We start from the raw sequence: 25,726 nt of genomic DNA, 5'->3' as shown, positions 1-25,726 counted from the left end.
CACATCATGGATAACGTCGGCATGACGGTACGGCGGCACAGCGGTAGGCCGCGCGCGATTTTCTTCGGCGTTGCGTCGCTGGTTTTTGCGGGGAGCGCGGCGGCAACGTTCGTCCGGTGCGCTTCGATGCAGGCGATGGGCGGCACGCCAATGCCTGGCGGCTGGACGATGTCGGCGCTCTGGACACCCATGTGTGGACACACCTGGTTCGACGCCGCCGTATCGTTTTCCGGCATGTGGAATGTGATGATGGTCGCGATGATGCTGCCTGCGGTCGCGCCGGCATTGTGGCGGTATTTCGAGGCGTCGGGCGAGGCACGCGCGGCACGTGCGGGTGGGATGACCGTAATGGCCGGCGCGGGATATTTCTTCGTGTGGCTCGTGGTTGGGGTACTCGTGTTCGCAGCGGGGACGCAACTGACCGCGCTAGCGGTGCAGGCGCCTGCGTTGGCGCATACCGCGCCAGCCGTGGCGGGTGTCGTCGTCGTGATCGCGGGCGTGTTGCAGTTCTCCGCGTGGAAAGCGCGGTGGCTTGCCTGCTGCGGGAATTTGCCGTCGTGCTGGCATGAGCGGCTCGACGTGCAGGCCGCGCTGCGGCACGGTTTGAGGCTCGGCCAGCATTGCCTGTACTGCTGCGGAAACCTGATGGCGGCGCTGATTGCGGCGGGCGTGATGGATCGGCCTGCGATGGCCTTGGTCGCGGCGGCGATTGCTGCGGAGAGGTGGATGCCGGGTGGCACAAGAGTCGCACGCGGTTTTGGCGCGGCTGCGATTGCGGCGGGCGTGGTAATGGTGGCGCGGGCGGTGGCCGCGTAAAAAAATCGCCGTTCCGCACTCGCGAAACGGCGATAAAACGCTCCGACTCTAACGTCGAACTCACGCCTCCAGACTCGCGCCTGAACACGAGTCTGATCGACGCTCCGGATTGTTGTTAGCAGTCCGGAGTAGCAGCAAGAGGCCGGCTGAATTCCACCTCTGTGCTGCTGGGCGAAGCGCGGCGCGACCAGGGGGACTCCCGGCCTCGCCGCACTCCGCGCCTCTTGTGGCGGCTTACATGCCGCCGAAAGACTTCTTGACCGTCAGCTTGTTGGTCACCGACGTCACACCGGGCACGCCCCTCGCGATCTCCTCGACCCTGGCGATCTGCGCGGTGTCCGAAACGGTCCCGTTCAGCGTAATCGCGCTACCCTTGGCCCCGACGCTGATGTTGCCCGCGTTGATCGACTTGTCCTTCCCGATGGCCGCATACACCTTGCGGCGCATGGCGCGATTTGCCTGCCTGTCCGTGGGTACCGCCGGGGCCGCCGCCGTCGCGGACGCCGCCTGTGCCCCCGCTGGCGTGCTCGCGTCACCCTGCGCCCACGCACTCATGGAAGCCGCCGCGACGAGCGTCGCGATCGCCAATCCAGCTACCGTGGTCTTCTTCATGAATTGCTCCGTTTCTTCTTGAGTTTATGAGGATCAGAACGCGTGACGAATCCCCACCATCGCCGCGGTCGTCGACTGGCCCGGCGCGACCGGCGCACCGTAGATGATCGTCTGGTTCATGGTCCCCTTGTTGCTGACGTAGCCGACCTGGGCATAAGCCCTGGTCGCCTTCGAGAGGTTATATTCGGCCCCCACGGCGACTTCGCTCGAATGGTTCGCCGAGTTGTTGCGGTCCTTCAAATAGTAGTAGCCCGAAGTGACCTTGAAGACCGGGCTGAACTGGTAACCCAGGCCAGCCGAGATCATTTCGAAGTTATAGGTCGCTTTGGTGAACAGGCTGGACGCGTTGGACGAGCTGAACGAGCCGGATATCGAGAATCCGCTGATCGTGTACATCGCGCCGACATAATAGAAATTGTTGTTGTTGCGGCCGGTCGCCGGCGCGGCCGGCGTCGTCGGGTAAGTGCCCGCGTACGGGTTGGTGTCGTGCCCGCTGTAGTAGACGCCGGCCAGGTTCAGGCCGTAGTTCGAGTACTTGAGCACGGCCGACTCGCGGGTGCCGCCCTGGAACCGCCCGGGCACGCCACCCGGCGCGTACTCGAGCGCAAGCGATGCGCCATAGAACTTTGGCGAGTTATAGACGATCGCGTTGCTGTCATAGAGCGCGCCGATTGGCGCGTTCGTGCTCGTGCCCGGCCAGCCGGCCGCCTGATTGAGGCCCAGCCACGCGGTGAGAATACTGCCGAAGTACTGCGCGCCGCGTACGTCCGTGTCCGCCATCGCGTAGATCATCGGGATGATCTGCCGGCCCGCGTCGATCGAACCGAACCAACCCGATCCGCCGATGGTCGTGATCTGGTTGAACAGCGCCGTTACGCCCGGCGTGTCGGACAGGCCCGGCTTGCCGTTGTTCGACGTGAACGACCCTTGCAGCTTGAAGTTGATCTTGTAGCCGCCGCCGATGTCCTCGGTTCCCTTCAAACCCCAGATGCTCGAAAAGATGCCGCCGTCCTTGAGTTGCCAGACGCTCCCCAGATTCTTCGCAGTCCCTGAAAAGTTCGCGGCCGAAGTGCTCTGGTACAGCACACCGGTGTCTACCACGCCATAAAGCGTGACCGACGATTGCGCATGCGCCGTGCTGGCGAACAGGACCAGCGCTGCCACGCTGCCGAACTTCAATTTCATTGCCTCTCTCCGTGTGTGTGGCTGCCGGGTGGTCCCGGCGCCTTTTGTTGTTGCCTGATGGGGATTGCCTGAAGGGTATTGCCTGAATGAAACTCTGTGACCAGTGGCCTTAACCAGCTTGCAAATAGTGGCCGCCGTATAAATCGCGCAACTGGTTCTTGAGCACCTTGCCCGTCGCGCCGATCGGCACGGCGTCGATGAACATGACGGCGTCGGGTTTCCACCATTTCGCTACGCGCCCGTCGAAGAACGTGAGCAGGTCGCCGGCTTCGAGCGCGCTACCCGGCTTCTTCACGATCAGCAAGAGCGGCCGCTCGTCCCATTTCGGGTGGCGCGCCGCAATGCACACCGCCGTCGCGACTTCGGGGTGCAGGCTCGCGACATTTTCAATGTCGGCGGAACTGATCCACTCGCCGCCCGACTTGATGACGTCCTTGCTGCGATCCACCATCTGCATGAAACCGTCGGCATCGATCTTCGCCACGTCGCCGGTCGGGAACCAGCCGTCCTGTAGGGGCGAGGCGTAGTCGCCGCCAAAGTAGTCGCTCGCGACCCAGTGGCCGCGCACTTGCAGGTCGCCCGCTGCGCTGCCGTCCCAGGGCAGTTCCTCCCCCGCGGCGTCGACGATCCTCATGTCGATGCCGAACACCGAGCGCCCCTGTTTCGCCTGCAGAGCATAGCGCTCGCCTTCGGCCAGCCCGGTCTGGCGCGCCTTGAAGCTGCAGACCGTGCCAACCGGGCTCAGCTCCGTCATGCCCCACGCGTGCAGCACGTCGACGTGATAGCGCTTCTGGAACGCCTGGGTCATCGCGGTCGGGCACGGCGCGCCGCCGATGACCGTGCGGCGCATGGAGGAGAACGAAGCCGCTACCGACTCGACGTGCGAAAGCAGCCCCTGCCAGACAGTGGGAACGCCAGCCGACACGGTGACCTGCTCTTCCTCGATCAGTTGATAGAGCGACATGCCATCGAGCGCCGGGCCCGGAAACACGAGCTTCGCACCGGTCATGCAGGCTATGTACGGCAGGCCCCACGCATTCACATGGAACATCGGCACCACTGGCAGGATCGCGTCGCGCGCCGAGCAGTTCAGCGCATCGGGCAGCGCCGCCGCGTAGGTGTGCAGCAGCGTCGAGCGGTGGCTATAGAGCACGCCTTTCGGATTGCCGGTCGTGCCCGACGTATAGCAGAGCGACGAGGCGCTGTTTTCATCGAGCAAGGGCCATTCGAAGTCGTCCTTGTGATTGTCGATCAGGTCCTCGTAGCAGAGCAGTCTCGATCCAAGGCGATGGTTGCGCGGCATATGTGCGCGATCGGTCATGGCAATGAAGAACTTCGGGGTCGTCACGCGCGAGGCGACGCTTTCGACGAGCGGCAGGAATGTGAGATCGAAGAAGATCACGCGGTCGTGCGCATGCTCGATGATGTACACGAGCTGGTCGGCATGCAGGCGCGGATTCAGCGTATGGAGCACGGCGCCCGAACCCGATACCGCGAAGTACAGCTCCATGTGCCGGTAGCCGTTCCATGCCAGCGTCGCGACGCGCTCGCCCGTCGCAATGACGAGGCTCGACAGCGCATTCGCCATGCGGCGCGCGCGCTGCGCGAGATCCTGATAGCGGTAGCGGTGAATGTCGCCTTCCACGCGGCGCGAGACGATTTCCCGCGCGCCGTGATGGCGTTCTGCGTGCTCGAGCAGCGAAGCGACCAGAAGCGGCTGCTCCATCATCAGACCTTGCATGGTTTGCTATCCTAAGTGACTCTTGTACATATGCGGTTCTTCAATGCGCTGCCGCGCGGCTATGCCTCGCTGGAAGCCGGCGTTTCCATAACACTCACCAGCAGCTTTCCTTGCACGGCGCGCACAGGAAATGTCGTGAGCTTTAGTCCGCCCGCGCCAGGCATGCAGCCGCTGCGCACGTCGAAGCGCAGTCCGTGCGCCGGACAGCGCACCATGCAACCTTCGAGCGGACCGCTCGCGAGCGAGGCACCGTTGTGGGGACACGAATTGTCGATCGCGTGCAGCCGTCCTTCGATGTTGAACAGAACGATGCTGCGGCCATCGACGAAAACCAGCTTGCGCTGGCCCGGCGCAAGCTCGTCGGCCGTGCCGACCGCTACTTCACGTGTCATTCCCGTTCCCCTCGACTTCCTTCACTCGCCTCAGTGCGTTACCGCCAGCGCCATCGTGCCCGCCATCGCCACCGGCGAATACACGCCCGAGAGCGAATACCCCGTGTTGAACACGAAATACGGCACGCCGTTCACCTGCGGGTCGGCGTAGGGCGCGCGGCGACCGGTCGGGTCCGCGAGGCGCTTCGATGCGGCAATGTGCGCCACCAGGCTCTCGCGCTCGAGGCCGCATTCGAGACCCAGACGCTCGAGCACCGCGTGATCGCCGATGTTCTGGCCTTCCATGAAGTAGGCCTTGAGCACGCGGTCGATCAGCGCCGCGCTCTGTTCGCGTGTGCCGCGGCTGGCGGCAAACGTGACGAGGTCGTGCGCCGCACCGGTGTTCGGCAGCAGTTCGATGCGCTCGAACGCGAACTCGACATCCGCGTCGCGCCCCGCGCGCTGCACCTGCGCACGCCGTGCGGCCACCGCTTCGGCGCTGCCCAGGCGGTCGCGATAGAACGCCTGATACGGCATGCCTTCGAGCGGCGTCCACGGCAGCAGTTGGTGCGAGCGCCACTGCACACGCACGCGCACATCGGGCCGCGAATTCGCGAAACGCGCGAGGGCTGCGTCCAGATTGCGCTTGCCGATCAGGCACCACGGGCAGATGAAGTCGAAGAACGCTTCGATCGCCAGCACGGGCGGTTCGCCCGCGTCGCGCCTCGCCTGCGCCGCCCAATTTTGATCAGACAAGTTCATGAATCAACATCTCCGCCATCGGCCATTCGCCAAAACCCGCTGCGGGATTCAGGTGACCGACTTCGCCCAGGTCGACGAGGCTGCTGCCCCAGTCCTTCGCCATGGCCTCCACGCGCTCGAAGCGCGCGAGCGGATCGTTGCGGCTTGCGCCCACGATGCTCGGGAACGGCAGCGGCTTGCGCGGAATCGGGTTCCAGCCGTTCCCGGCCAGTGCTTCGAATGGCGGGTAACCCGGCGGCAGCGGCGTTTCGAGGTCGGCCGGCGCGGCGAGCAGCGCGCCGTGAATCTTGCGGCTGTACTGCTGCGCCCAATGCACCGTGATCATCACGCCCGCACTGTGCGCCACGAGAATGACGGGACCGTCGATCTTCGCGAGCGCCGCGTCGAGCGCCGCTACGCGCGCCGCGCAACTGAGCTTGTCGTGCTCGAGCGGAGGCACCGAAGCCGCGTTGGGCAGCTTGTGCTGCAGCAGCGTTTGCCAGTGCTCCGCCACGTGGTCGCGCAACCCCGGGACCATCAGGATGGTCGGTGTGGACTTCAGCGTCATTTTCTTTGGTCTCCTGCGCACTTCAGTAAGGCTTGTCACCGATGATGCCAGCGCGTTCCATCTTGCGGTGGCACGGCGGATAGTCCATCACCGCATAGTGCTGGGTGCTGCGGTTGTCCCAGATCGCGAAGCTGTTCGGCTTCCATCGCCAGCGTACCTGGTACTCCGGAATATAGGCCTGGCTCACGAGATAGCGCAGCAGGTCGCCCGCGCCCGGGTTGGCGTCCTGCCCGAAGCGCACGCGCTCGGGCGTGTGATAGTTCGTGAAGTGCGTCGTGAATGCGCTCACGAACAGCACTTTCTCGCCGGTCTCCGGATGCGTGCGCACCACCGGATGTTCCGCATCGGGAAACTGCGCCTTCAAGGCATGGCGTTTCTCGATCGGCATGGCCGCGCCGAAGCTCGCCTCGATACTATGGCGGGCATACAGCCCGGCGATCTGCGCCTTCACGTGTTCCGGCAGCTTATCGTAGGCGAGCGCCATGTTCGCCCACATCGTGTCGCCGCCCACGGGCGGGCACTCCACGCAGCGCAGCACCGCGCCGAACTGCGGCGCCTCGCGCCAGGTGGCGTCCGCGTGCCACGCGTTTTCGTACCGGTCGTTGGGCTGGTCCGGGGTCTTGTAGATGCGCACCAGGCCCGGATGCTCCGGGTCGCTGCCCGCAACCGGATGATCCTCCAGCTCGCCGAAGCGGCGCGCAAATGCCACGTGTTCGGTGCGCGTGATGTTCTGATCGCGCAGGAACAGCACACGGTGCTTGAGCAGCGCCGCGCGAATCTCGGCAAAGAGAGCGTCGTCGTGAACGGCATCGGCGAGATTCACGCCGGTCAATTCCGCGCCGATGGCATAGGTCAGTTGTTCGACTTTCATGCTGCGCTCCTCATATGACGAAGACCGACGACCCCGTCGTCTTGCGTGCTTCGAGGTCGCGATGCGCCTGCACCGCATCTTCCAGCGCGTAACGCTGGTTCAGTTCGATCTTGATGCGGCCCGCGGCGACATGCCCGAAAAGCTCGCCGGCGAGCTCGTTCTTCTCCGCGGGGTCGGCGATATAGTCCGCCAGCGCCGGGCGCGTGAGATAGAGCGAGCCCTTCATCGCGAGGATTTGCGGATTGAACGGCGGAATCGGACCGGAAGCCGTGCCGACGCAAACCATCAGGCCGCGGCGCTTGAGCGAGTCGAGCGACGCCTCGAAGGTATCTTTGCCCACGCTGTCGAACACCACGTTCACGCCCACGCCGTTCGTCAGTTGGCGCACGCGCTTCGCGACGTCTTCGCGGCCGTAGTAGACGATGTGGTCGCAGCCGTGCGCACGCGCCACTTCGCCCTTCGCCTCGTTCGATACCGTGCCGATCACCGTGAGGCCCAGCAGCTTCGCCCACTGCGAGACGATCAATCCGACACCGCCTGCCGCGGCATGCAGCAGGATCGTGTCGCCCGCCTTGAAGTCGTGGATGCGGCGCATCAGGTACGACGAAGTGAGGCCTCGCATGGTCATGCCGGCCGCCGTTTCGCACGCGATCGCGTCGGGCAGCTTGATGAGCGGTGCTGCGGGAACCAGGCGTTCGGTGCTGTACGCGCCGAGCGTGTTGATGAAGCCTGTGTAGGTCACGCGGTCGCCCACCGTGACGTTGCTCACTTCGGGGCCCACGGCCTCGACCACGCCCGCGGCTTCCACGCCCATGCCAGCAGGCAGCGGGACAGGGTACAGGCCGGAGCGGAAGTAGGTGTCCGCGAAATTCAGGCCGACCGCCTCATGGCGCAGGCGGACCTGTCCGGGGCCGGGGTCGCCCACTTCGACGCTCTCGTAGCGCAAGACTTCGGGACCGCCGGTTTTGTGGAAGCGCACTGCTTTCGCCATGTTCAATCTCCTATCCTTTACTCAAACGCGTCGACTCGAACTCAAGCCGACTCGAACTGTCTGTTCAATTTCATCGTTGTGCGTGAGCACCGGCTTCTTCGCGCAGTGCGTTCACACGATCCAGATCGACGGCGTAATTACGCTTGCCGATCAGGAAAACCACTGCCGCCACGAGCGGCGCAAACGGTACGAGCTGCAGCGCGCAAAGCAGGCCGATATGGTCGGCGGCCATGCCCGTGAGCACCGCGGCGGGTGCAAGGCCGAGCAGGTTGTTCGCCAGCGTGAGCGTAGCGAACGCCGAGGCGTGGATCGAGGGCGGCGTGAGGTTCGCCACCATTGCGCCCGAGGGGCCCGCCGCGCCCGCGCAGAAGAACATGGCCGCGCCGATCAGGACCAGCTGCGCCGAACCCGCCGGCATGCGCAGGCCAACCGTGAGCAGCGCGAAGCAGATCAGGCAGTACGCAACGGCGATGCTCCATTTGCGCGCGCCGTTATCCTTGCTGAAGCGGTCCGCGAGGTTGCCGCACACCACCATGCCGACGCCGGTCACGAGCACGAACAGGGCGGCTGTCCCGGCCGCCTTGCCGGTGGCCATGCCGTAGTAGCGGTTCAGGAAGCTCGGCAGCCAGCTCCATACGGCCGCCGGCACGAGCAGATGCACGCCGCTGCCCACATATGCACACACCACGGAGCGCGTGGAAAACAAGCCCTTGAGCAGCGCGCGCAGGCTCATGCGCATCCCGAGGCCATTCGCCTCGCGGCTCACGTTTGCCGGCTGCAGCGGGGCGAGGCCCTTTTCCGTGACGACGAGGCGATAGATCACGACCAGCACGATCCCCATGGCCGCCATCGCGCCAAACGCCGCGCGCCAGCCAAGCTGCGCCGCCACCGCTCCGCCGAGCCCCATGCCCAGCACCGAGCCGAACGCGCCGCCCGCCATGAACGCGCCCGTAATCGTGGAGCGCAGCCGCACCGGAAAAATACTTAGGACAACGGCAATCCCGACGCTGCCATAAGCCGCTTCGCCGATGCCGACGAAGGCGCGTGCAAGCAGCATTTCGCCGTAGTTCGTCGAGAGCGCGCAGCCAAGCGTGGCGATGCTCCACAGCGCCGCCATCAGGACGATGCTCTTCACACGGCCCCAGCGGTCGGCCAGCACCGAAAGCGGAAACGTGAGCACGCCTACCATCAGCGCGACCACGCTGCTCAGGGAGCCGAGCTGCGTGTCCGAAAGGTTCCATGTGGTCTTGAGCAGCGGGAACACGGCATTCAGGACCTGGCGCGACATGTAGTCAGAAAGCAGAAGCCCGACCGTCAAGGCGAACACCACCCACGCGTAAGCGGGCACGCTCGTGTTGGTCGTCGTCAATTCGCCCGCTGTGGGCTCGGCATGCGTGAGCATGGGTTGTCTCCGTGGTAGCCCGCTCTTCGTCGGGTTCCGTTGTTCTCTCAGTTTCCAGCAGGTACGACGCAAGCGCCAAACGCCCGCTTCGAGGCCCGGCACAAGCCTATGCCCGCGCCGGACCTACTGCCATTACGCCGCGCGCAGCGGCAGATTCTTCACGCCGGCCACACGGTTCGGCGCCATGCCGTTCGCTGCAAGCGTCTCTTCGACCGTTTCATACTGCACGCCGATCTTGTAGATCTCGCGCGCTTCCTTGCCCGTGGCAATTTCACGGCCCAGTTCGCGCGCCACGCGCACGCACTGCTCGATCTGCTGCACGGACGTGAAGCGCTTGCCGTGCTGGTCGATGATCGTATCCTCAATGCCGCAGCGCGGGTGCAGGCCCATGGCCATCGCCATCATGTTGAACGGCAGCACGTTCTTGAGCAGCGACTCGGCGGTGACGGTGCAGCCATCGGGCGCACGGTGCACGAAGTTGAAGAAGTTGAACGGGTTCGGGCCGTCGAAGCCGCCGCCAATGCCGATCCACGTGAGGTTCAGCGGACCCTTGTATGCACCCTTGCGCACGAGGCGGTCGAGCGTTTCGAGCGCGTGGATGCCCGTGAGCTGGAAGTGCGGCTGGATGCCCGAAGCCTGCAGGCGGCGCAGATGCTCCTCCACCCATGCCGGGCCGGCCGGCACCGTCATTTCGCTGTACGCGGCCATCAGCGCCGGATGCGACAGCGATGTGCCTTCCAGGTATTCCGGATAGAGCAGCTCCATGATGTTCATCTGCGTGGTGTTGATCGCCACGGTGACCTGGTCCGGCTTCGGTTCGAGGTCGGCCAGCATGTGGCGCGTGTCGTCCGAAAGCCACTTGGCGGCCTGGCCGTCGTCTTCCGGCGCGAACGAGATCGAGCCGCCCACCTGGATGATCATGTCCGGCACCGCGGCGCGCACGCCTGCGATCAGCTCGTTGAACTTCGAGAGGCGCTTGGAGCCCTTGCCGTCGAGTTCGCGCACATGCAGGTGCAGCACCGTTGCGCCCGCGTTGTTGCAGTCCACGGCCTTCTGGATCTGTTCTTCCATCGTCACCGGAATGTCTTCCGGGAAGTCTTCGGGCATCCATTCCGGACCATACGGCGCGGTGGTGATGACAACCTTGTCCTGGTTCTCGGGGTGCAGCGAATCGTCGAGGAATTGCATCGTGTTCTCCAATATGGGGGACGGGATTTCAATGTTCGGCAACGTGGCCAGCAGCCTGAAATACCGCTCGGAACCTGGCTGATCCGTTGAGATGCACGATACGGCAAACCTGCGCTACACTTTTCTGATCGCGCGCCATCGTTTTAGCTTTTCGCGCCACCAGGCGTTAACACCGACATAAGCTCAAGCCCATGATTTACGGGCCGACGAGGCGCGGCAAGACCGCAGCAAGGAGGCGACACGACAATGGAGACAACGGCAAGTTCGGTGTCGATGAGCGGATATTTCGACATCGCGAAACGCGTAGGGCTGAACCCGGTCGAGCTTGCACACGAGGTGGGAATCGACGCCGCGGCGCTCGCGAACCCCGACGACCGCATTCCCGTCGCCGCGGCCTGCCTGTTGCTGGAGCGCTCGGCCGAAAAGGCGTCGTGCCCGACTTTCGCGCTCCAGATGGCCGAGGTCCGGCACAAGTTCGGCAGCGGCGTGGTCAACATCCTGCTCGCGCACAAGCGCACGCTGCGCGAAGTGCTGCTCGCGACCGCCGAATTCCGGCACCTGCTCAACGAGGCGCTTGCCGTGTATGTCGAAGACGCGGGCCCAACCGTCACGATCCGCGAGGAACTGGTCGTCGAGCCGGGCATTCCCACGTACCAGGCCATCGAGCTTGCCGTAGGCGTGCTCGCGCGCCACTCCAGCGCGCTGCTGGGCGAGCACTGGAAACCGCGCGCGGTGCACTTCGTTCACCGGGCGCCGCCCAGCGTCACGTTTCACCGGCGTTTTTTCGGCTGTCCGCTGGAATTCGGCAGCGACTTCAACGGCATCGTGTGCACGGCCGCCGATCTCGACTATCCGAACCCTGCGGCCGACCCGGAACTGGTGCGCTACGCGGAAAGCCTCGCCGAATCGCTCAACGCGACGGGCGTCGATTCCACGGCGCTCGAGGTGCGCAAGGCGATCTACCTGCTGCTGCCGCTCGAGCAAGCCAGTGTCGAAGGAGTGGCGGCGCATCTGCGGCTGAGCGTGCGCACCATGCAGCGCCAGCTCGGCGTCGCCAATACGAGCTTCACGCGGCTCGTGGAGGAGGTGCGGGGCGAACTTGCCGTGCGCTACATGGGCAACCCGCGCTATCCCATCGGACGTGTGTCCGCCCTGCTCGGCTACGCCCAGCAGGGCTCGTTCACGAACTGGTTCAGCGCGCGCTTCGGCATGACGCCGCGCGATTGGCGCAATAGCCATTTGAAGTAACGGAACGACCGCGCGCGTGCCGTGCCCCTTGGTCCCTTATGCCCCAGGTCCCTCAGCCCGTATGCGAAAGCGGGTGCAGCTCAGGCGCGTCAGCGTCGAACGTGGTCATGAGCCGCACCAGATCGGCAAGCGAGTTCGCCTTCATCTTCTCCATGACACGCGCCCGGTGAATCTTGATGGTTTTCTCAGCCGCGCCCAGTTCGTCGGCCACGAGCTTGTTCGGCCGGCCCGTCACCACGAGCGCCATGACCTCGCGCTCGCGCGGTGTGAGCTTTTCCACCCGGCGCTGGATCTCCGCGCGCTGCTCGCGTTGTTCGTATAGCTGGCCCGCGCGTTCGAGCGCGCGCGACGTGGCTTCGAACAGCACCTGCGCGTCAATCGGCTTCGTCAGGAAATCCGATGCGCCCGCCTTCATCGCCCGCACCGCCGTATTCATGTCGCCGTGGGCCGAAACGAAGACGATCGGCACCCTGCCCTCGAGCCGCTGCTGCAAGTCGATGCCGCTCAGGTCGGGCAACTGGAGATCGAGCAGCAGGCACGCCGGCGCGCCCGTCAGATCAGCGCCTTGCAGGAAGGCGCCGGCGCTGCCATAGGCCTCTACCGTGTAGCCGCCGGATCGCAGCAAGCGGCAGAGTGCGTTGCGAACGTGCTCGTCGTCGTCCACGACGAACACGATGGAAGCTGGCGAGTTCATGGTGAAAAACGCGTAGTCGTCTGCACGCACGCGCCCTCCGCGGGAAGTTCGATATGGAACGTCAGGCCGCTATCGGCGTTGCGCTCGGCCCATAGCTGGCCCCCGTGCGCCATGACGATCGTGCGGCTGATGGACAGGCCAAGGCCCAGCCCCTGCGGCTTGGACGTCATGAACGGCTTGAACAGCGTGACGAGCCGGTCGGCATCGACACCGGGCCCATGATCGCGAATGGCGAGGCGCACCTTGCCGCGATCCTCGCTCGCCGTGACGACGATGCACACCCTGCGATCTTCCGCCCGGCAGTCGTGCACCGCCTCGAGCGCATTCAAGAGCAAATTGACGAGCACCTGTTGCAGTTGAACCGCATCGCCGTGCACTTGCGGCAGGCCGTCTTCGATACGCGCGCTCACTGCCGCGCCGCAGGTCTCCATCTCGCGCCGCAGCAGGCGCAGCACGTCGCGCACGAGGCTGCCGACATCCACCGGGCATAGCTCGGGCGGCTCGCAGCGCGCAGACTGGCGCATCTTGCGGATGATCGCGTGCGCACGCGTGCTATCGGACACGACCTCGCCGAGCAGTTCCCGCAGGTCGCTCATGGCCGGCGGGCTCTGGGCGAGAAACCGCTGCGCCGCCTGCGCGTTGCTGAGAATGGCCGTGAGCGGCTGGTCGACTTCGTGCGCGAGCGCGGCGGCCATGTCGCCCACTTCGGATGCCCGCTCCCGACGCAGCCGGCGTGGTTCGTTGCTGGACCCGGCGAGCGTCGTGTCGTGACTTTCCGGTTCGATGACGACCACCATGCGCGCCGTGGGACCGGCGGCGAGCGACGCCGAAGCGCTCACATGCACGTCGATATCGGCGCCGTTCTTCGAGCGCGCGACGGCCACGCGCGTCACGCTATGCGACAGGCCATCCGCGGTCTTCAGTGCAGCGAACTGTACGGGGCGCGCGTCTCTTCGCCAGGCGACGAGCACGTTTTCGATGCGCATACCGATCAATTCGCCCAGGGCGTACCCGAGCACGCGGGTGGCCATGCCATTGGCCCCTGCGACGCTGCCCGCTTCGTCGATCACCAGCGCCGCCGCGGGCACGACTTCCAGGACGCTGTGCAGGCTTTGCGCGATGGCTTGCGTGGCCTGTGCCGACACGTGGCCCGTGTTGCGCGCGGCCAATGCGCGCCCGTTCCGGAGACTGTATGACTTCATCCGGTCGAACCACGCCAGCAGGCTCGCTGCTGCGTGCTCGGCTCTCGACCTGTTCAGTTTTAGTTTTTCGTTCCCCATGTCTGCCCTGATCACGGTGTCCTCCGACTACGCTGCCCTGCTCCGGCAGCCTGCGAAACTTTTCAAACGCTTCAGCGCCCAGGCGGGACGGATTTGACGAGCACCGGAATTCCGGCCACTGGCGAGGCAGGCTGCGCCCCAATACTGACGACCGCCTACTTTTGATTTTCGAAAGAACGCTCCGGCAATTGCGGAGACTGAGTCAGTCATTGAAAAAAATGAATGGGATCATGATTGCGGAACCGCGTCGCTGTACGCTTTCACCGCGCATTTATTATATGAAAGAAATTGCCGATCATCCGTTCCGTGCGCAATTGTTTTCGATAATCTTTTCCGCATACAACGCCATTCGAGCGCCCTTGGCCTTGAATGCCTTGCGCGAGCCGATATACACTGACTATTTGCGGGAAATATTTGCGAACGTCTTCTTTGATTTCGTTAGTGGCTCGCGCAATCATCTCCACTCAATTTGAATAGAGATAACCTTTTTGTCGCGCGAATTATCTATTATGTTTTTTATGAAATAACCGCAGCCATTATTTCGACCTGGAAACGCGCTAGATCAGCCGTGCAGGATCGGCAACACTGTCAGCGCGTGACGGCTCGTTCGATGCCCTTGGCGATCAAGGCGCCGAAGCGGGCGCGGCTGCACTCGCCGCATGATGCTGCGTCGCATTTTGCTGGCTATGTTGCCGGGACTGGTTCGAGCGGGCCTTATGCTCCGCTTTGCGCTGCACGTCCCGCATTTGCTTCGTCCCCATCGTTCCCGCTTGCGCAAATACTTCAGACATGAAACCGGACGCACAGAGCAGCAGGGCCATCGCACACGGCGCAGCAAAACGCATTTTCATTTTGGATCTCCAGGTATCGGCGCTGCCAGCCTCGACGAGTGAATAGCATCATTGCGGCGCCATTCCAGTGTCAATAGGACTCTGGTCCGATTGCCAGCACAGAGCAGCGCGGCGGACTATACCTGTGGGGCTTTCCGCCTCGCTACACTCGAAAAAGAATACGCGCGCACGCGCTCGCCCCTTCACGTTGTCGCTATCCGTCCCGCAGTCCGGTTGAGCAAACGAATGGAAGGATCGGCCATGACCTCATGGATCAAACAACGCACGTACACGGTCTGCCTGCTCGTGTTCGCGTTGCTCCTGACAGGCGCTCAGGCGGTGCGCGCGCAAGACGCGCCGCAGCCCGCCCCCTACAAACCCGAGGAGCTTGAGGCGCTGGTCGCGCCCATTGCGCTCTATCCCGATTCGGTGCTGGCGCAGGTACTGATGGCATCGACTTACCCGCTCGAAATCGTGCACGCGGCCCGCTGGGTCAAGGAGCACCCGAAGCTCAAGGGCGACGAGGCCGTAAAGGCCGTGCAGGACCAGCCGTGGGACACGAGCGTGAAATCGCTCGTCGCGTTCCCGCAGGCGCTCGAACCGATGAACGACAAGCTCGACTGGACCCAGAAACTCGGCGACGCATTTCTCGCCCAGGAAAAGGATGTGCTCGCCGCGGTGCAGCGCCTGCGTGCGCGCGCGCAGGACTCGGGCAACCTGAAGAGCAACGAGCAGCAGAAGGTCGTGGTCGAACAGCCGCCCGCACAAGGCGGCCAGACCAGCCAGACCATCGTGAAGATCGAGCCTGCCAACCCCGAGGTGATCTACGTGCCCGCGTACAACCCCACGGTCGTGTACGGCGCATGGAGCTACCCGGCTTACCCGCCGTACGCCTGGCCGCCGTATCCTGCTTACTATCCCGGCGGCGCGCTGATGACCGGCTTCGCGTGGGGCGTCGGGCTCGCCGCCGCGGGCGCGATCTTCAGCGACTGCAACTGGGGCGGCGGCGACGTCAACATCAACGTGGACAAGGCGCGAAACGTCAATCGCAATTTCGACAGCACGAAAGTCCAGGGAGGCAGGTGGCAGCACGATTCGAGCCACCGTCAGGGCGTTGCATACCGTGACAATGCTACGCGCGAGAAATTTGGCAACAACGTGGCGGGCGCCGACGGCCGCCGCGACTATCGCGGCCGCAACGGCCAGAACGGCCAGAACGGCCAGAACGGCGCCAGCGTGGCCGACCGCGCCGGCAACCGCACGGGCGGCGGTGCAGGCGGCCAGGCATCGGGCAATGGCAATCGCGGCGGCGCGGGCAATAACGCCAGTGTCGGCAATCGCGCGAACTTCGCAGACAACGGAGCGGGTGGAAATCGCGGGAATCCTGGCAATAACGGTGCCGGCGGCAATCGCGGGAATCTCGGCGATAACGGCGCGGCAGGCAATCGCGGGAACATCGGTAATAACGGTGCCGGAGGCAATCGCGGCGGTATGGGCAACAATGCCGGCGTGAGCAATCGCGTGAGCACCGGGGCAGGCGGCGGGTTTGGCGGCGGCGGCGGCGGGAGCTACGGCGGCGGAGGCGGCCGCGACGGCGCCTTCCAGGGTGTGGGCGGCGGCGGCGCCACCCAGCGCGACGCGAGCCGCGGCCGCTCCAGCATGCAGTCTTCAGGGTTCAATCGTCCGAGCGGCGGCGGCGGGATGCGCGGCGGTGGCGGCGGTCGTGGCGGCGGCAGACGCTAGGGAGAACGGTCATGAACAGACATGAGTTTCTCCGTCCGGCTGCATCGGTCGCGCTCGCAGCGGCAATCGCCATCGCACTCCTCGCGTTCGCGCCGCGGCCTTGCGCGGCTACCGGGCAAAACACATTCGCTACGCCCGACGCGGCGATGGCCGCGTTCGGCGACGCCGTGGCCGGCAACGACGAGGCGGAACTGCGCTCGCTCTTTGGCGCCGATTTCCGCCAGCTCATCCCGCCGGTCGGCGCTCAGATCCGCGACAAGTTCCTGAGTGAATGGCAGACTTCGCACACCATTCAGGATACCGATGCAAATCATGCGATGATCGCCGTTGGCGACGACGGCTGGACCTTTCCGGTCCCGCTCGTCAAGACTGCCCAGGGCTGGCACTTCGACACGCACGCCGGAGTCGAGGAAATGCGCGTGCGCCGCATTGGCCGCAACGAGCTTGCCGTGATGCAGACGATGCTCGCGGTCTACGACGCGCAACGTGAATATGCGCAGACCTATCACGACGGCAGCGACATGCTGGTCTACGCCAGCAAGCTCGCGAGTTCGCCGGGCAAGCACGACGGCCTGTACTGGCCGACCGCCCCCGACGCCGCGCCGAGCCCGCTCGGCGTCGCATTCCTCACGGCCGGCGCGCGCAACGCCGAAAACGCCGGTTACTACGGCTACCACTACAAGCTGCTGACCTCACAGGGTCCGCATGCGCCCGGCGGCGCGTATAACTACATGGTCGACAACAAGCTGTTCGGCGGCTTTGGCGTCGTTGCGTGGCCGGTGCGGTACGGCGAGACGGGCATCAAGACCTTCATGGTCAGCCACGACGGTCAGGTCTACGAACGCGATCTCGGCCCGGATGGCGCGGCGAAAGCCGAAGCGATGACGTCCTTCGATCCGGGCCCGGGCTGGTCGAAGGCCTCGCCGTGACACTCGGCAGTAGCGCAGCGCCGCTGCGTTTCAAGGCGCGTGCGCGGGCTCCGGGGCCGCCGCCCGCGACGGCGCGTCTTCGCCGAGCATGTAGAGCAGCAGCGCGTCGCGATCGGGTCCGCTCATCGCCGCCGTCGAGCGCATGAGCACCGCGCTCGCCCAGCAGATGTCGGCCATCGTCGCGCCCGGGCCGCCGTTCGTGATGCGTTCGAGCCGCGCCACGGATTGCGGATCGCCAGCGAGAGCCGCGTTGACCGCATCGTCGAGATGGCGCAACGCCCGCTCGTACGCCAGGGGCGTGGGCCGCGTGACCGGCGCGGCGAGCACGGATCGGATCACCACGCGATAAAGCAACGAGAAGTACTCGGCCGTGTCGGCATCGCTCATGCTGCCGATAGAAATGCCCTGAGCAACGTCCTGCACGCTCGCCATGCCCTGGCAACTGCCGCGCGCCGCGCGGCCCATGTATTTCGCGAGCAGCGTGAGGTACGCCAACCGATCCTGCGGCGTCAGGCGCGCAATGCCGCCGCGGATCAGGCGCTCGCGCGCCGCGTCGTCGCGCAACCGCGCTTCGAGGCCCGCGACCCCACCGGGCACCGCGACCGCCACGGCCGGGTCCGCACGCAGGCGGTAAAACCAGGCTTCGACGATGCGCGCCTTGATTGTCTCCTGTTCGACGCCGGCCTCGCGCAACGCCACCGCGCTCTGCGCGGACGTCGGCTCGGCGGGCGCAACGACGTAATCGAGCACCGCGAAGAGTCCCGCTGGCGTGTCCTCGTTGCGCGGCACGCTGCCCGACGCATCGTGGCCCACCAACGCCAGCCCCGTCGTCAGCGCGAGCAACGCACAACGCATCGTCTTCATGAGACCCCGCGTGGCGATCAATCCGTCGCACTGCCAACGGCTTCATGGTCCGCACGAATGGCGGCGGCAATGTCCGCGCTGATGGTGGCGAGGGCGCGATCGTGCGCGTCGACGAGCGCGCCGTAGTCCTGGCTCGTCACCTGCTCGTGCGCCACCGTGTGGCCGAGCGTCAGCGCCTGGTGACCCGGCGGGCGCACGACCCATTGCGCGTCGATCGTCACCGAACCTCCCAGCACGCTGTCAATGCGCGTGATATCCACGCGCACGCGCCAGACCGGCGCAGTGGCTGCGCCATCGAATGTCGAGACGTGCGCCGTACCGAGCCGCTGCGCAAGGTCCGCGGCGACGACGCGCCCGACGTCCAGTTTGAGCGGTGTGGCCCAGCGCGCGAACTCGTTCATCTGAATCGTATTGTCCGGATTGCGCGTGACGATTTGTGGCCGGTCGACCATGTCGGGCACGGTCACGGGACCGACGACGACATCGAGCGCAGCCGCGCCCGTTGGCACGGCAGGCGATGCGCTCGACGTCGCGGCGCTCGCTTCGTCGGCGCGCAGCGCATAGAACGTGGGCGACGGCGAAGAGCAGGCGGCGAGACACGCCAGCGCAGCGGCGAAAGCGGTAGCCACGGTCAGGTTGCTGCGGTTCACTGCTTGCCTCCTGGTTTGCCCTGCACCACGGCCTCGGGATGGCGCTCGAGATAATCCGTGAGCATGCGCACGGAGGCGGCGGTGCGGGCCAGTTCACGCATGGCATCGCTCGTGTTCTGCTGGAGCTGCGAGTCGGGCTGCAAGGCGTCGGTGGCCGAGTTGAGCGTGGATTTTGCCGCCGAAAGCGTGTCGTGCGCCTGCGGCACCACGTCGGTGCCGAGCTTCGCCACCACCTCGTTCGCGCTTTGCAGCGTGCGCTGCGCACTCGCACCGATGGCCTCGAACGGAATACCGTTGAGCTTGGCGAGCAGCCGCGTGAGCGAATCCTGCAACGACTGCAGCGTGCGCGGCACCGTCGGCAGTTCGGGCGGCGTCCTCGACCAGTCGATCCTGGTCTTCGGTGCGTCCGGGAAAACGTCGAAGGCGACGTAGAGCTGCCCCGTGAGCGGATTACCCGAGCGCAGCTGGAACCGGAAGCCGCTGGCTACCAGGAACTCGGCTAGCTGGCGCGGTTGCGAAGTGAGACGCCCGGCCGGCCGGCCATTTTCGAAGCGCGACGTAAAGCGCTCCGGATACAGATTGATTTCCACAGGAATACTGAACTGTTTCTTGACTGGGTCGAAGCGCGTGTAGATGCGTGTGACCTCGCCGATCACGACGCCGCGGAAATCGATGGGCGCGCCCACGGTCAGCCCGCGCACCGAGTCGTAGAAGGTCACGACGTAGGTGTCGACAATGCGGTCATGCACCTTCATCGAGTCGGCGTGAGTGGCGTAAAGCTCGAACTTCGAGTTGGCGTCGGCCTCGGGCGGTTCACCGCCGGCGTCGGCGTCGGGCGTTTCGAACGCCACGCCGCCGATGAGCAGCGACACCACCGACTGCGTGTTGATCTGCACGCCGTCCGGGCTGAGCGAGACGTCGAGACCACTCGCATGCCAGAAGCGCGTGTCGCTGCGCACGAACCTGTCGTAGGGCGCGTTCACGAACACGCGCAGCGTCACGCCCTTGCCGTTCGGGTCCATTTCATAGGAAGCGATCTGTCCGACTTGAAGACGCCGGAAGAAGACCGGCGAACCGACATCGAGCGAGCCCATGTTCACGCTGTGCAACACGAATTCGCGCCCCGGGATGTCGCTCGGGATCGCAGGCGGGACTTCGAGTCCCACGAAGTCGTGGCGCGCTTTGCTGGAGTTGCCTTCGTCCATGCCGACGAAAGAGCCCGAGAGCAGCGTGCTCAGGCCCGAAACCGTACCGCCGGAAATGCGCGGGCGCACGACCCAGAAGCGCGTGTTGTCGACGAGCATGCTCGCCGCGTCCTTCACGAGTTCGCCCGTCGCGATCACACGCTTGTGATCGGGCGAGAGCGTGACCGCCTTCACCACGCCGATATCGACGTCCTTGTACTTGATCTTCGTCTTGCCGGCCTCGAGGCCGTCGCCGGTCTTGAAGCTGATCGTGATGGTCGGCCCTTCCTCGATGATTGCCTTGGCGGCGAGCCAGCCGCCAATGAGCACCGCGACGATCGGCACGAGCCAGACGATCTGCATGCGCCAGCGCGAGCCGCGCACCGGCTTCGCCTCGGGAAGATCCGGCAAGGAATTGTCGTTACCGGGCGCTGGCATTTTCGCGCTCCATCGCGTCCCAGATGAGGCGCGGGTCGAACATGTTCGCGGCGAACATCGTGAGAATCACGACAGCGCCGAAAGCGATCGCGGCGGGCCCCGCCCTGATCGTGGCGAGCGCGTTGAACTGCACCAGCGCGACGAGCATCGTGATCACGTAGATGTCGAGCATCGACCAGCGGCCGACCAGTTCGATCAGCCGGTAGATGCGCGTGCGTTGCTCGGGCAGCCATGTCCAGCGGCGCTGCGTGGTCCACGTCAGATACGAAAGCCCGAGAATCTTCAGCATGGGCACGGCGATGCTGGCAATGAACACCAGCAGCGCGAGCGGCCACGATCCCGAGACCCACAGATACACCACACCGCTCATGATCGTGTCCTTCTGCGTGCCGAACAGCGAACTCGTGTCCATGACGGGCAGAACGTTCGCGGGCACGTAAAGCACCATTGCCGCGACCAGCAGCGCCCACGTGCGCGAGAGACTCGCGACCTTGCGCAGATGCAGCGCGCTGCCGCAGCGCGGGCACGTCGCCGCATGCGCGGCCGCCGGCATGCGCGCGAGCAGCCCGCACGCGTGGCAACGCGCGATGCCGCACGCGGCGCCCGTGAGCGGGCCTGCAGCGCGTTCGCCTCGTGCTCCGGCCTGCTGGCCACGCGCGAAGTTCGTTGTCACGCTGGGCGCGTCGGCCACCTTGACGGCGTTGGCCGGCTGCGGCGCGCGCGCCACGCGCGACCAGAACTGCCTCGCGTCGAACGCCGCGCTCGCGCCCGCGAGCACCAGCATCAACGCGCCGAACGACCACAATGCAACACCCGTCACGACCGTTGCGATATGGGACAGCTTCACGAGCGCGACCAGCAGGCCGAGTATCAGCACCTCGGTCATGCCCCAGGGTCGCGCGATGTACATCACGCGAAACAGGAGCGGAGCCTGCCAGGGCGCGCGGTTGAACGCAAGCGGCACGAGCAGCGAGAGCAGGCATACGACCTGCATGCCCGGCATGAGGATCGTCGTGGCGAACACCAGCGCCGCGATGGGCCACATGCCGTCGAGATAGAGAATCTCGACCGCGTGCCACAGCGTCGTGCGCACGAGATTGCCGTTCACCGAAAGCCCGACGATCGGATACAGGTTGGAAATGACGAACAGCACGAACGCGCCCAACGCGAACGCTAGCGCGCGGCCGAGGCTTTCCGGCAGGTTCCGCTCCAGTTCGGCGTTGCAGCGCAGGCAGCGCAGCGTGCCGCCCGGCGGGCAAGGCGCGCCGCGCTGCATGAGATCGCAGTCGTGGCAAACGAGAAGCTCGGCGCGCTTCATTGCGGGGCCTCCCTGAATCCGGTCGTGGCGTGGTCGATTCATCGTCGCTGTACCGATTCGGCGTGCGGGGCATCAGCCCGGTGGCGTCCCGCCAAGCACCGCATGGACCGCCCCTATGAGCGCGGAGTCGTCGAACGGCTTGCGCAGGTACGCGACCGCGCCCGCCGCCTGTGCCTGCTCGCGCACGCGCGCATCGTCGTGCGCCGTAATCACGATGCACTGGATGCCGGTGCCGCCCAGCCGGCGCTGCACCTCGATACCGTTGATGCCGGGCATCTGGATATCGAGGACCACGCACGCGGGCGCGCGAGGCGCCGCAGCCGCCAGCGCGTCGAGAAAGGCCTCGCCGCTGGTGTACACGTTGCAGTCGATACCGACCGACTTCAACAGGCGCTGGATCGCTCGCCCGACCGACTCCTCGTCGTCGACGACGGCCACGGATCGTGTCACGTTGTTCATTTGACTCAGCGTTCGGTTACCGGTGAGGACAGCCAGAGCGGCGCCGCCGTGCGCGCCGAACGGCATCCTGAGCGCAAGCGGCTGCCCCCTGCGCGACTACTTGTGTGCTGCAGGCTTGACGGATACGGCGAACGCCTCCGTATACACTGCCTCGACTTGATCGCCGACCTGCACGCCTGCAAGCTTTTGCGGATCCTCGACCCGCAGGTCCATCGTCCCCCCTTCGGGTCCCATCAAAGTGACCGTTTGCGTTTTAGCGTCGACCGCCACGACGTTCGCCGTGACCTTCACCTCACGCCCGATCATGCCGCCGGGCTTCTCGCCGGCAGCCGCGCGCTCGACCTGCGGCGTTTGCTGCACCGAGGTCTCGCCGTCGCCGCCCTTCTTCAGGCTCAGCGTGAGCGATTCCTTATAGGTCATCGTCACGACATCGCCGACCTTTAGTTGATCGAAGTTTCTGACTTCCGGTCCCAGCTCGGCTTCGACCAGCTTGCCGTCGTGACGCTTGAGCGTGACGGTGCGGGTATCGGCGTCGATCTTCGTGATGGTCGCCGTCACCTTGTGCATGCCGGTGACAGTGGCCTTGCCCGGCTCCTGCGTCACGTTAGCCGTCGTCTGGCCCTGGGCCGCGGCAAGCTGCGCCGCGGCGACGATGACTGCTGAGACAACCCACTTGAGGTACAGCATCGCGATCTCCTGTTACAGATCGAGCTTCGTTACCTTGGTGCCGGCGACCGACGCATCGGCCATGAGGCCCGCATTGGTCATCACGATCGCCTGCACCGGCGCCGTTGCGGTTCTCGTGTCGATCTGTCCATTCGCACCCACCTTGACGAGCGCTACGGCAACGTCGCCGCCAACTGACCAGCCCTTCGAGTTGCGGAACTTGTCGAGCGAGTCCTGCGTCATGAAGAGAAAGATCACGGCTGTGGACTGAACCCCTGCCTGCAAACCGAACGAAGCGGCCGCCGTGCTGTAGTACCCGACTGTCGATCCACCTACGCGCAACGCACCCTGGCCGTATGACCCGCCAATAATGAACGCCGCCTTGCCGACCGAAGGAAAGACCAGCACACCTTGCGACTTGGAAACGAGTTCCTGCGAGCCCGGGACGGTCGAGAACAGCCGGGACATCGTGCCGTCCACGGCCGCATCGATCTCCTGGCGTTTTGCCGCGTCGGTCGCGCCGCTCGTCCCACTGCTCGTGGTCGTGCTGCAACCCGCAACAGCGAGCCCAGCCGCGGTCGCCGCCGTAAGCACAAAAATCCGTCGCTTCATTGTTGTCCTCCATTCAGTTTTTACAGCCCGGACACGGCACTCACGCATGCGGATCAAAGCTCACGCGAGAATGAGACGTTGCTCGCACATCGTTGCTCATCGTTCAGTTACATAGTCTCAGAGGCCGCGCACAGGACAAATCGGACCTTGGTCTTACGCCGCCCGAAACCACAACGCGCTCCGCACGCGCTACTGCACCGTGTAGCCGCGCCCTTGCATGCACGCGGCAAAGGCACGGTTGAACGTGTCGATCGCGCCCTGCTGCTGTTGCTGGGCGTTCGCCTGCTGGGCACGGCGTTCCTGCCGCGCGCGTGAGCCGCCCACCATCGTGCCGGCCGCCGCGCCCACTGCCGCACCCCTGCCCGCGTCGCCGGTAATCGCGCCAATCACCGCGCCGCCCGCCGCGCCGCGCGCCGCGCCCTGGACACGCTGGCCGCCGCCCACGGCCGGGCCCGAAGGCGGCGGTGGCGTCGACGCAACCTGCTTCGGGTCGATTCCCGTGTTGTTCTTCGCCCACGAGTAGCACGCCGATTCGTCCGCATGCTGTTGCTGCGCGCTCTGCCCCTTCGCGGGATAGGCAATAGGCGTTGCCTGCGCGGCACTCATCAGAAGCACCACGGCGGCGCACAGGGCGCCGGTTCGACGATTTATATAGGTATCCATATCAACTCCTTGAGCGCGTGCGAGAGCGCGCCGATTACACCTGCTGCGATCGGCGGGAGGTTGGCAAGCGACAGTCGTGCTGGGCACACGACGCCCGAATGCGGGGCAAACACCGCGCCGTGCGACCGGCGCAGTGGTCTGTTCAATGATGTGGGAGCGGCACAGCGAAGACAATCAGACCATGGTCCTACCGTCAGGAACAATGGCTGGCCGGCGCGATGAACACGCCCGCCGGCGCACGGCCGGAACGGTCATGCGGCGCGGCGGGCGCAAAAGCGATGCTGAGGGAGATCAGAATTTGTGGCGGATACCGAGGCTCACCATGATTTGGGAACTCGAGCTGCCGTTCAGCCCATAGTCCGCGACGGAGGCGACCGCAGTAGTCAGAATGGAACCCGTTGCGGTCGGTACGCGCTGCGTGCCGTTGGCGTGCTGCCACGCGCCGACGAGGTACACGTCGGTACGCTTGGAGAGGTTGTAGTCCCCGCCCAGCGAGACCTGGTTATAGGTCGCCGAGGTGTCGCCCGCGCTGTGCGTCCACGTATAGCCAACGCCGATGAGCGACGCCGGCGTGAGCGCATAGTTCACGAAACCGCCAGCGACGTTGTAGCGCTGGTTGGATGGGAAAAGCGATTGCGCGTCGGCCTTGTACTGCGCATTGCTATACCGGCCGCCGAACGTCCACGGTCCGGCCACGTATTGCAGCGCGACGGAGCCAATGCCGACCCACTTGGCGGTTTCGTACGCGAGGTTCTGAAAACCGCCATCGAACGTGCCGTCCGAGGTGCTGGTCCAGTTGGTGCGGGGAATCGTGGAGTTTGCGTTATGCATGCGAAGGTAGCCCGCCGCGATGCTGAATGGGCCAGTCACATAGCTCGCTGCCGCCGACCAGGTCTGCTGCGAACCCGTCGCACCTGCGACGCCGCCCAACGCATACATGCCCTCGATCTGGAAGCCGGCGAATTGCGGCGAGAGATACTTGATCGCACTATTCGTACGCGAGCTGTTGTCGTTGTTGTCGACGTCGCCTGGCGTGGCGAAGGTGCTGCCCCAGTAATTGTCTGCGGTAAGCGGCTGGACCATGTCGACGACCGGGTCGTACTGACGGCCCAGGGTCAACGTACCGTACTGCTGGTGCGTCAGGCCCACGAACGCCTGGCGGCCGAACAGGCGGCTGCCCTGCTCCGAAGTGCCGTTATTGATGTCGAACCCGCTTTCCAGCTGGAAGATCGCTTTCAGGCCGCCGCCCAGATCCTCCGTTCCCTTCAGCCCCCAGCGGGACCCTTGCAGATTGCCGCCTTGCATCCGATACAGGTTTTTGCCCTGAGCGTCGGCGTTGTGGACGAACTGAAAGGCTTCGTCGATCACGCCGTACAGGGTGACGCTGCTTTGCGCTTGAGCGACCGGCGCCAGCATGGTGAGCGGAACAGGAAGCAACATAAGCGCAAGCTTTTTCATGTTTGCAACTCCTTCACGCACCAGGTAATTGGTATTCCTATATTAGTCGCTTGCTCCGGAACGACCTCGGCGTGAAATTGGTTCCGTTGTTGGCGCAAGACACCCGAGGCGACATGCATGGAGGCCGCCGCGCTGTAACCGCAGCTTAAATAAAGCACGGAATAAAGTACCCGGCATGTTTGCAAATGCCGCGAAGGCCCTTGC

At 65.0% G+C, this 25,726-nt stretch carries 26 protein-coding genes; 5 read left to right on the top strand and 21 right to left on the bottom strand.

The features are described from left to right. The first annotated feature begins 6 nt into the window (after positions 1–6). On the top strand, positions 7–816 hold the full coding sequence (locus M3I53_RS06010) for a DUF2182 domain-containing protein (protein WP_254315052.1): 810 nt from the start codon (positions 7–9) through the stop codon (positions 814–816). Between the two features lie 234 nt (positions 817–1,050). On the opposite strand, the gene M3I53_RS06005 is transcribed toward M3I53_RS06010, so the two are convergent. From M3I53_RS06005 to M3I53_RS05960, 10 genes are all read right to left on the bottom strand, one after another. Then, positions 1,051–1,428, bottom strand: a complete 378-nt coding sequence (locus M3I53_RS06005) for a BON domain-containing protein (RefSeq protein ID WP_254315051.1) — start codon at positions 1,426–1,428, stop codon at positions 1,051–1,053. Between the two features lie 33 nt (positions 1,429–1,461). Beyond that, positions 1,462–2,613: a porin gene (locus M3I53_RS06000; RefSeq protein WP_254315050.1), complete on the bottom strand. Its 1,152-nt coding sequence runs from the start codon at positions 2,611–2,613 to the stop codon at positions 1,462–1,464. A 109-nt stretch (positions 2,614–2,722) separates the two neighbouring features. After that, positions 2,723–4,354, bottom strand: a complete 1,632-nt coding sequence (locus M3I53_RS05995) for a 3-(methylthio)propionyl-CoA ligase (protein ID WP_254315049.1) — start codon at positions 4,352–4,354, stop codon at positions 2,723–2,725. A gap of 59 nt (positions 4,355–4,413) precedes the next feature. After that, the gene (locus M3I53_RS05990; RefSeq protein ID WP_254315048.1) at positions 4,414–4,746 is read right to left on the bottom strand and encodes a Rieske 2Fe-2S domain-containing protein; all 333 of its coding nucleotides are present in this window, start codon (positions 4,744–4,746) and stop codon (positions 4,414–4,416) included. A 30-nt stretch (positions 4,747–4,776) separates the two neighbouring features. Then, on the bottom strand, positions 4,777–5,487 hold the full coding sequence (locus M3I53_RS05985; RefSeq protein ID WP_254315047.1) for a DsbA family oxidoreductase: 711 nt from the start codon (positions 5,485–5,487) through the stop codon (positions 4,777–4,779). Continuing rightward, positions 5,474–6,034: an alpha/beta hydrolase gene (locus M3I53_RS05980; RefSeq protein ID WP_254315046.1), complete on the bottom strand. Its 561-nt coding sequence runs from the start codon at positions 6,032–6,034 to the stop codon at positions 5,474–5,476. The genes M3I53_RS05985 and M3I53_RS05980 overlap by 14 nt, the downstream gene beginning before the upstream one ends. Positions 6,035–6,056: 22 nt before the next feature. Beyond that, the gene (locus M3I53_RS05975) at positions 6,057–6,905 is read right to left on the bottom strand and encodes a TauD/TfdA family dioxygenase (RefSeq protein ID WP_254315045.1); all 849 of its coding nucleotides are present in this window, start codon (positions 6,903–6,905) and stop codon (positions 6,057–6,059) included. Positions 6,906–6,915: 10 nt separating this feature from the next. Continuing rightward, entirely contained in the window at positions 6,916–7,896 is a 981-nt protein-coding gene (locus tag M3I53_RS05970; protein WP_254315044.1) for a quinone oxidoreductase, read from the bottom strand. A 70-nt stretch (positions 7,897–7,966) separates the two neighbouring features. Then, positions 7,967–9,298 (bottom strand): MFS transporter, encoded by a 1,332-nt coding sequence (locus M3I53_RS05965; RefSeq protein ID WP_254315043.1) that lies wholly within the window; start codon positions 9,296–9,298, stop codon positions 7,967–7,969. A 132-nt stretch (positions 9,299–9,430) separates the two neighbouring features. Next, complete coding sequence (locus tag M3I53_RS05960; protein WP_254315042.1) at positions 9,431–10,486, bottom strand: 3-keto-5-aminohexanoate cleavage protein; 1,056 nt, start codon at positions 10,484–10,486, stop codon at positions 9,431–9,433. A 246-nt stretch (positions 10,487–10,732) separates the two neighbouring features. Here M3I53_RS05960 and M3I53_RS05955 point away from each other — a divergent pair, with 246 nt between their 5' ends. Then, positions 10,733–11,734, top strand: a complete 1,002-nt coding sequence (locus tag M3I53_RS05955; protein WP_254315041.1) for an AraC family transcriptional regulator — start codon at positions 10,733–10,735, stop codon at positions 11,732–11,734. Positions 11,735–11,786: 52 nt separating this feature from the next. Here M3I53_RS05955 and M3I53_RS05950 read toward each other — a convergent pair whose 3' ends face one another. Together M3I53_RS05950 and M3I53_RS05945 are read right to left on the bottom strand one after the other, a co-directional pair. After that, positions 11,787–12,428: a response regulator transcription factor gene (locus tag M3I53_RS05950; protein ID WP_254315040.1), complete on the bottom strand. Its 642-nt coding sequence runs from the start codon at positions 12,426–12,428 to the stop codon at positions 11,787–11,789. After that, a complete protein-coding gene (locus M3I53_RS05945) occupies positions 12,425–13,597 on the bottom strand; it encodes a PAS domain-containing sensor histidine kinase (RefSeq protein WP_254315039.1) in 1,173 nt (390 codons plus the stop codon). Before M3I53_RS05945 ends, M3I53_RS05950 begins: the two co-directional genes overlap by 4 nt. 320 nt (positions 13,598–13,917) lie before the next feature. On the opposite strand from M3I53_RS05945, the gene M3I53_RS05940 reads away from it, so the two are divergent. From M3I53_RS05940 to M3I53_RS05930, 3 genes are all read left to right on the top strand, one after another. Beyond that, entirely contained in the window at positions 13,918–14,181 is a 264-nt protein-coding gene (locus tag M3I53_RS05940) for a hypothetical protein (RefSeq protein ID WP_254315038.1), read from the top strand. Between the two features lie 618 nt (positions 14,182–14,799). Further along, positions 14,800–16,281 carry a DUF3300 domain-containing protein gene (locus M3I53_RS05935; RefSeq protein ID WP_254315037.1) on the top strand — a complete coding sequence of 494 codons (1,482 nt, stop codon included), beginning with the start codon at positions 14,800–14,802 and terminating at the stop codon, positions 16,279–16,281. 11 nt (positions 16,282–16,292) lie between these two features. Next, the gene (locus tag M3I53_RS05930; protein WP_254315036.1) at positions 16,293–17,210 is read left to right on the top strand and encodes a DUF2950 domain-containing protein; all 918 of its coding nucleotides are present in this window, start codon (positions 16,293–16,295) and stop codon (positions 17,208–17,210) included. A 30-nt stretch (positions 17,211–17,240) separates the two neighbouring features. On the opposite strand, the gene M3I53_RS05925 is transcribed toward M3I53_RS05930, so the two are convergent. From M3I53_RS05925 to M3I53_RS05885, 9 genes are all read right to left on the bottom strand, one after another. Next, positions 17,241–18,074, bottom strand: coding sequence for a hypothetical protein (locus M3I53_RS05925; RefSeq protein WP_254315035.1), 834 nt, complete (start codon positions 18,072–18,074; stop codon positions 17,241–17,243). Positions 18,075–18,091: 17 nt separating this feature from the next. Then, positions 18,092–18,724 (bottom strand): PqiC family protein, encoded by a 633-nt coding sequence (locus M3I53_RS05920; RefSeq protein ID WP_254315034.1) that lies wholly within the window; start codon positions 18,722–18,724, stop codon positions 18,092–18,094. Continuing rightward, on the bottom strand, positions 18,721–20,346 hold the full coding sequence (locus M3I53_RS05915; protein ID WP_254315033.1) for an intermembrane transport protein PqiB: 1,626 nt from the start codon (positions 20,344–20,346) through the stop codon (positions 18,721–18,723). Before M3I53_RS05915 ends, M3I53_RS05920 begins: the two co-directional genes overlap by 4 nt. After that, positions 20,330–21,664 carry a paraquat-inducible protein A gene (locus tag M3I53_RS05910; protein WP_254315032.1) on the bottom strand — a complete coding sequence of 445 codons (1,335 nt, stop codon included), beginning with the start codon at positions 21,662–21,664 and terminating at the stop codon, positions 20,330–20,332. The genes M3I53_RS05915 and M3I53_RS05910 overlap by 17 nt, the downstream gene beginning before the upstream one ends. Before the next feature lie 72 nt (positions 21,665–21,736). Next, positions 21,737–22,123 carry a response regulator transcription factor gene (locus tag M3I53_RS05905; RefSeq protein ID WP_254315114.1) on the bottom strand — a complete coding sequence of 129 codons (387 nt, stop codon included), beginning with the start codon at positions 22,121–22,123 and terminating at the stop codon, positions 21,737–21,739. 96 nt (positions 22,124–22,219) lie between these two features. Continuing rightward, positions 22,220–22,810, bottom strand: a complete 591-nt coding sequence (locus M3I53_RS05900) for a copper-binding protein (protein ID WP_254315031.1) — start codon at positions 22,808–22,810, stop codon at positions 22,220–22,222. Positions 22,811–22,822: 12 nt separating this feature from the next. Next, complete coding sequence (locus M3I53_RS05895) at positions 22,823–23,401, bottom strand: YSC84-related protein (RefSeq protein ID WP_254315030.1); 579 nt, start codon at positions 23,399–23,401, stop codon at positions 22,823–22,825. A gap of 189 nt (positions 23,402–23,590) precedes the next feature. Continuing rightward, positions 23,591–24,007, bottom strand: a complete 417-nt coding sequence (locus tag M3I53_RS05890; protein WP_375542474.1) for a glycine zipper family protein — start codon at positions 24,005–24,007, stop codon at positions 23,591–23,593. Positions 24,008–24,355: 348 nt separating this feature from the next. After that, positions 24,356–25,522, bottom strand: a complete 1,167-nt coding sequence (locus M3I53_RS05885) for a porin (protein WP_254315028.1) — start codon at positions 25,520–25,522, stop codon at positions 24,356–24,358. Positions 25,523–25,726 lie beyond the last annotated feature (204 nt).

The organism is Paraburkholderia sp. CNPSo 3272 (assembly GCF_024206495.1).
Lineage (GTDB): Bacteria > Pseudomonadota > Gammaproteobacteria > Burkholderiales > Burkholderiaceae > Paraburkholderia.
The sequence above is the reverse complement of the archived record's forward strand: the minus strand, read 5'-3'. Positions and strand labels throughout refer to the sequence as shown.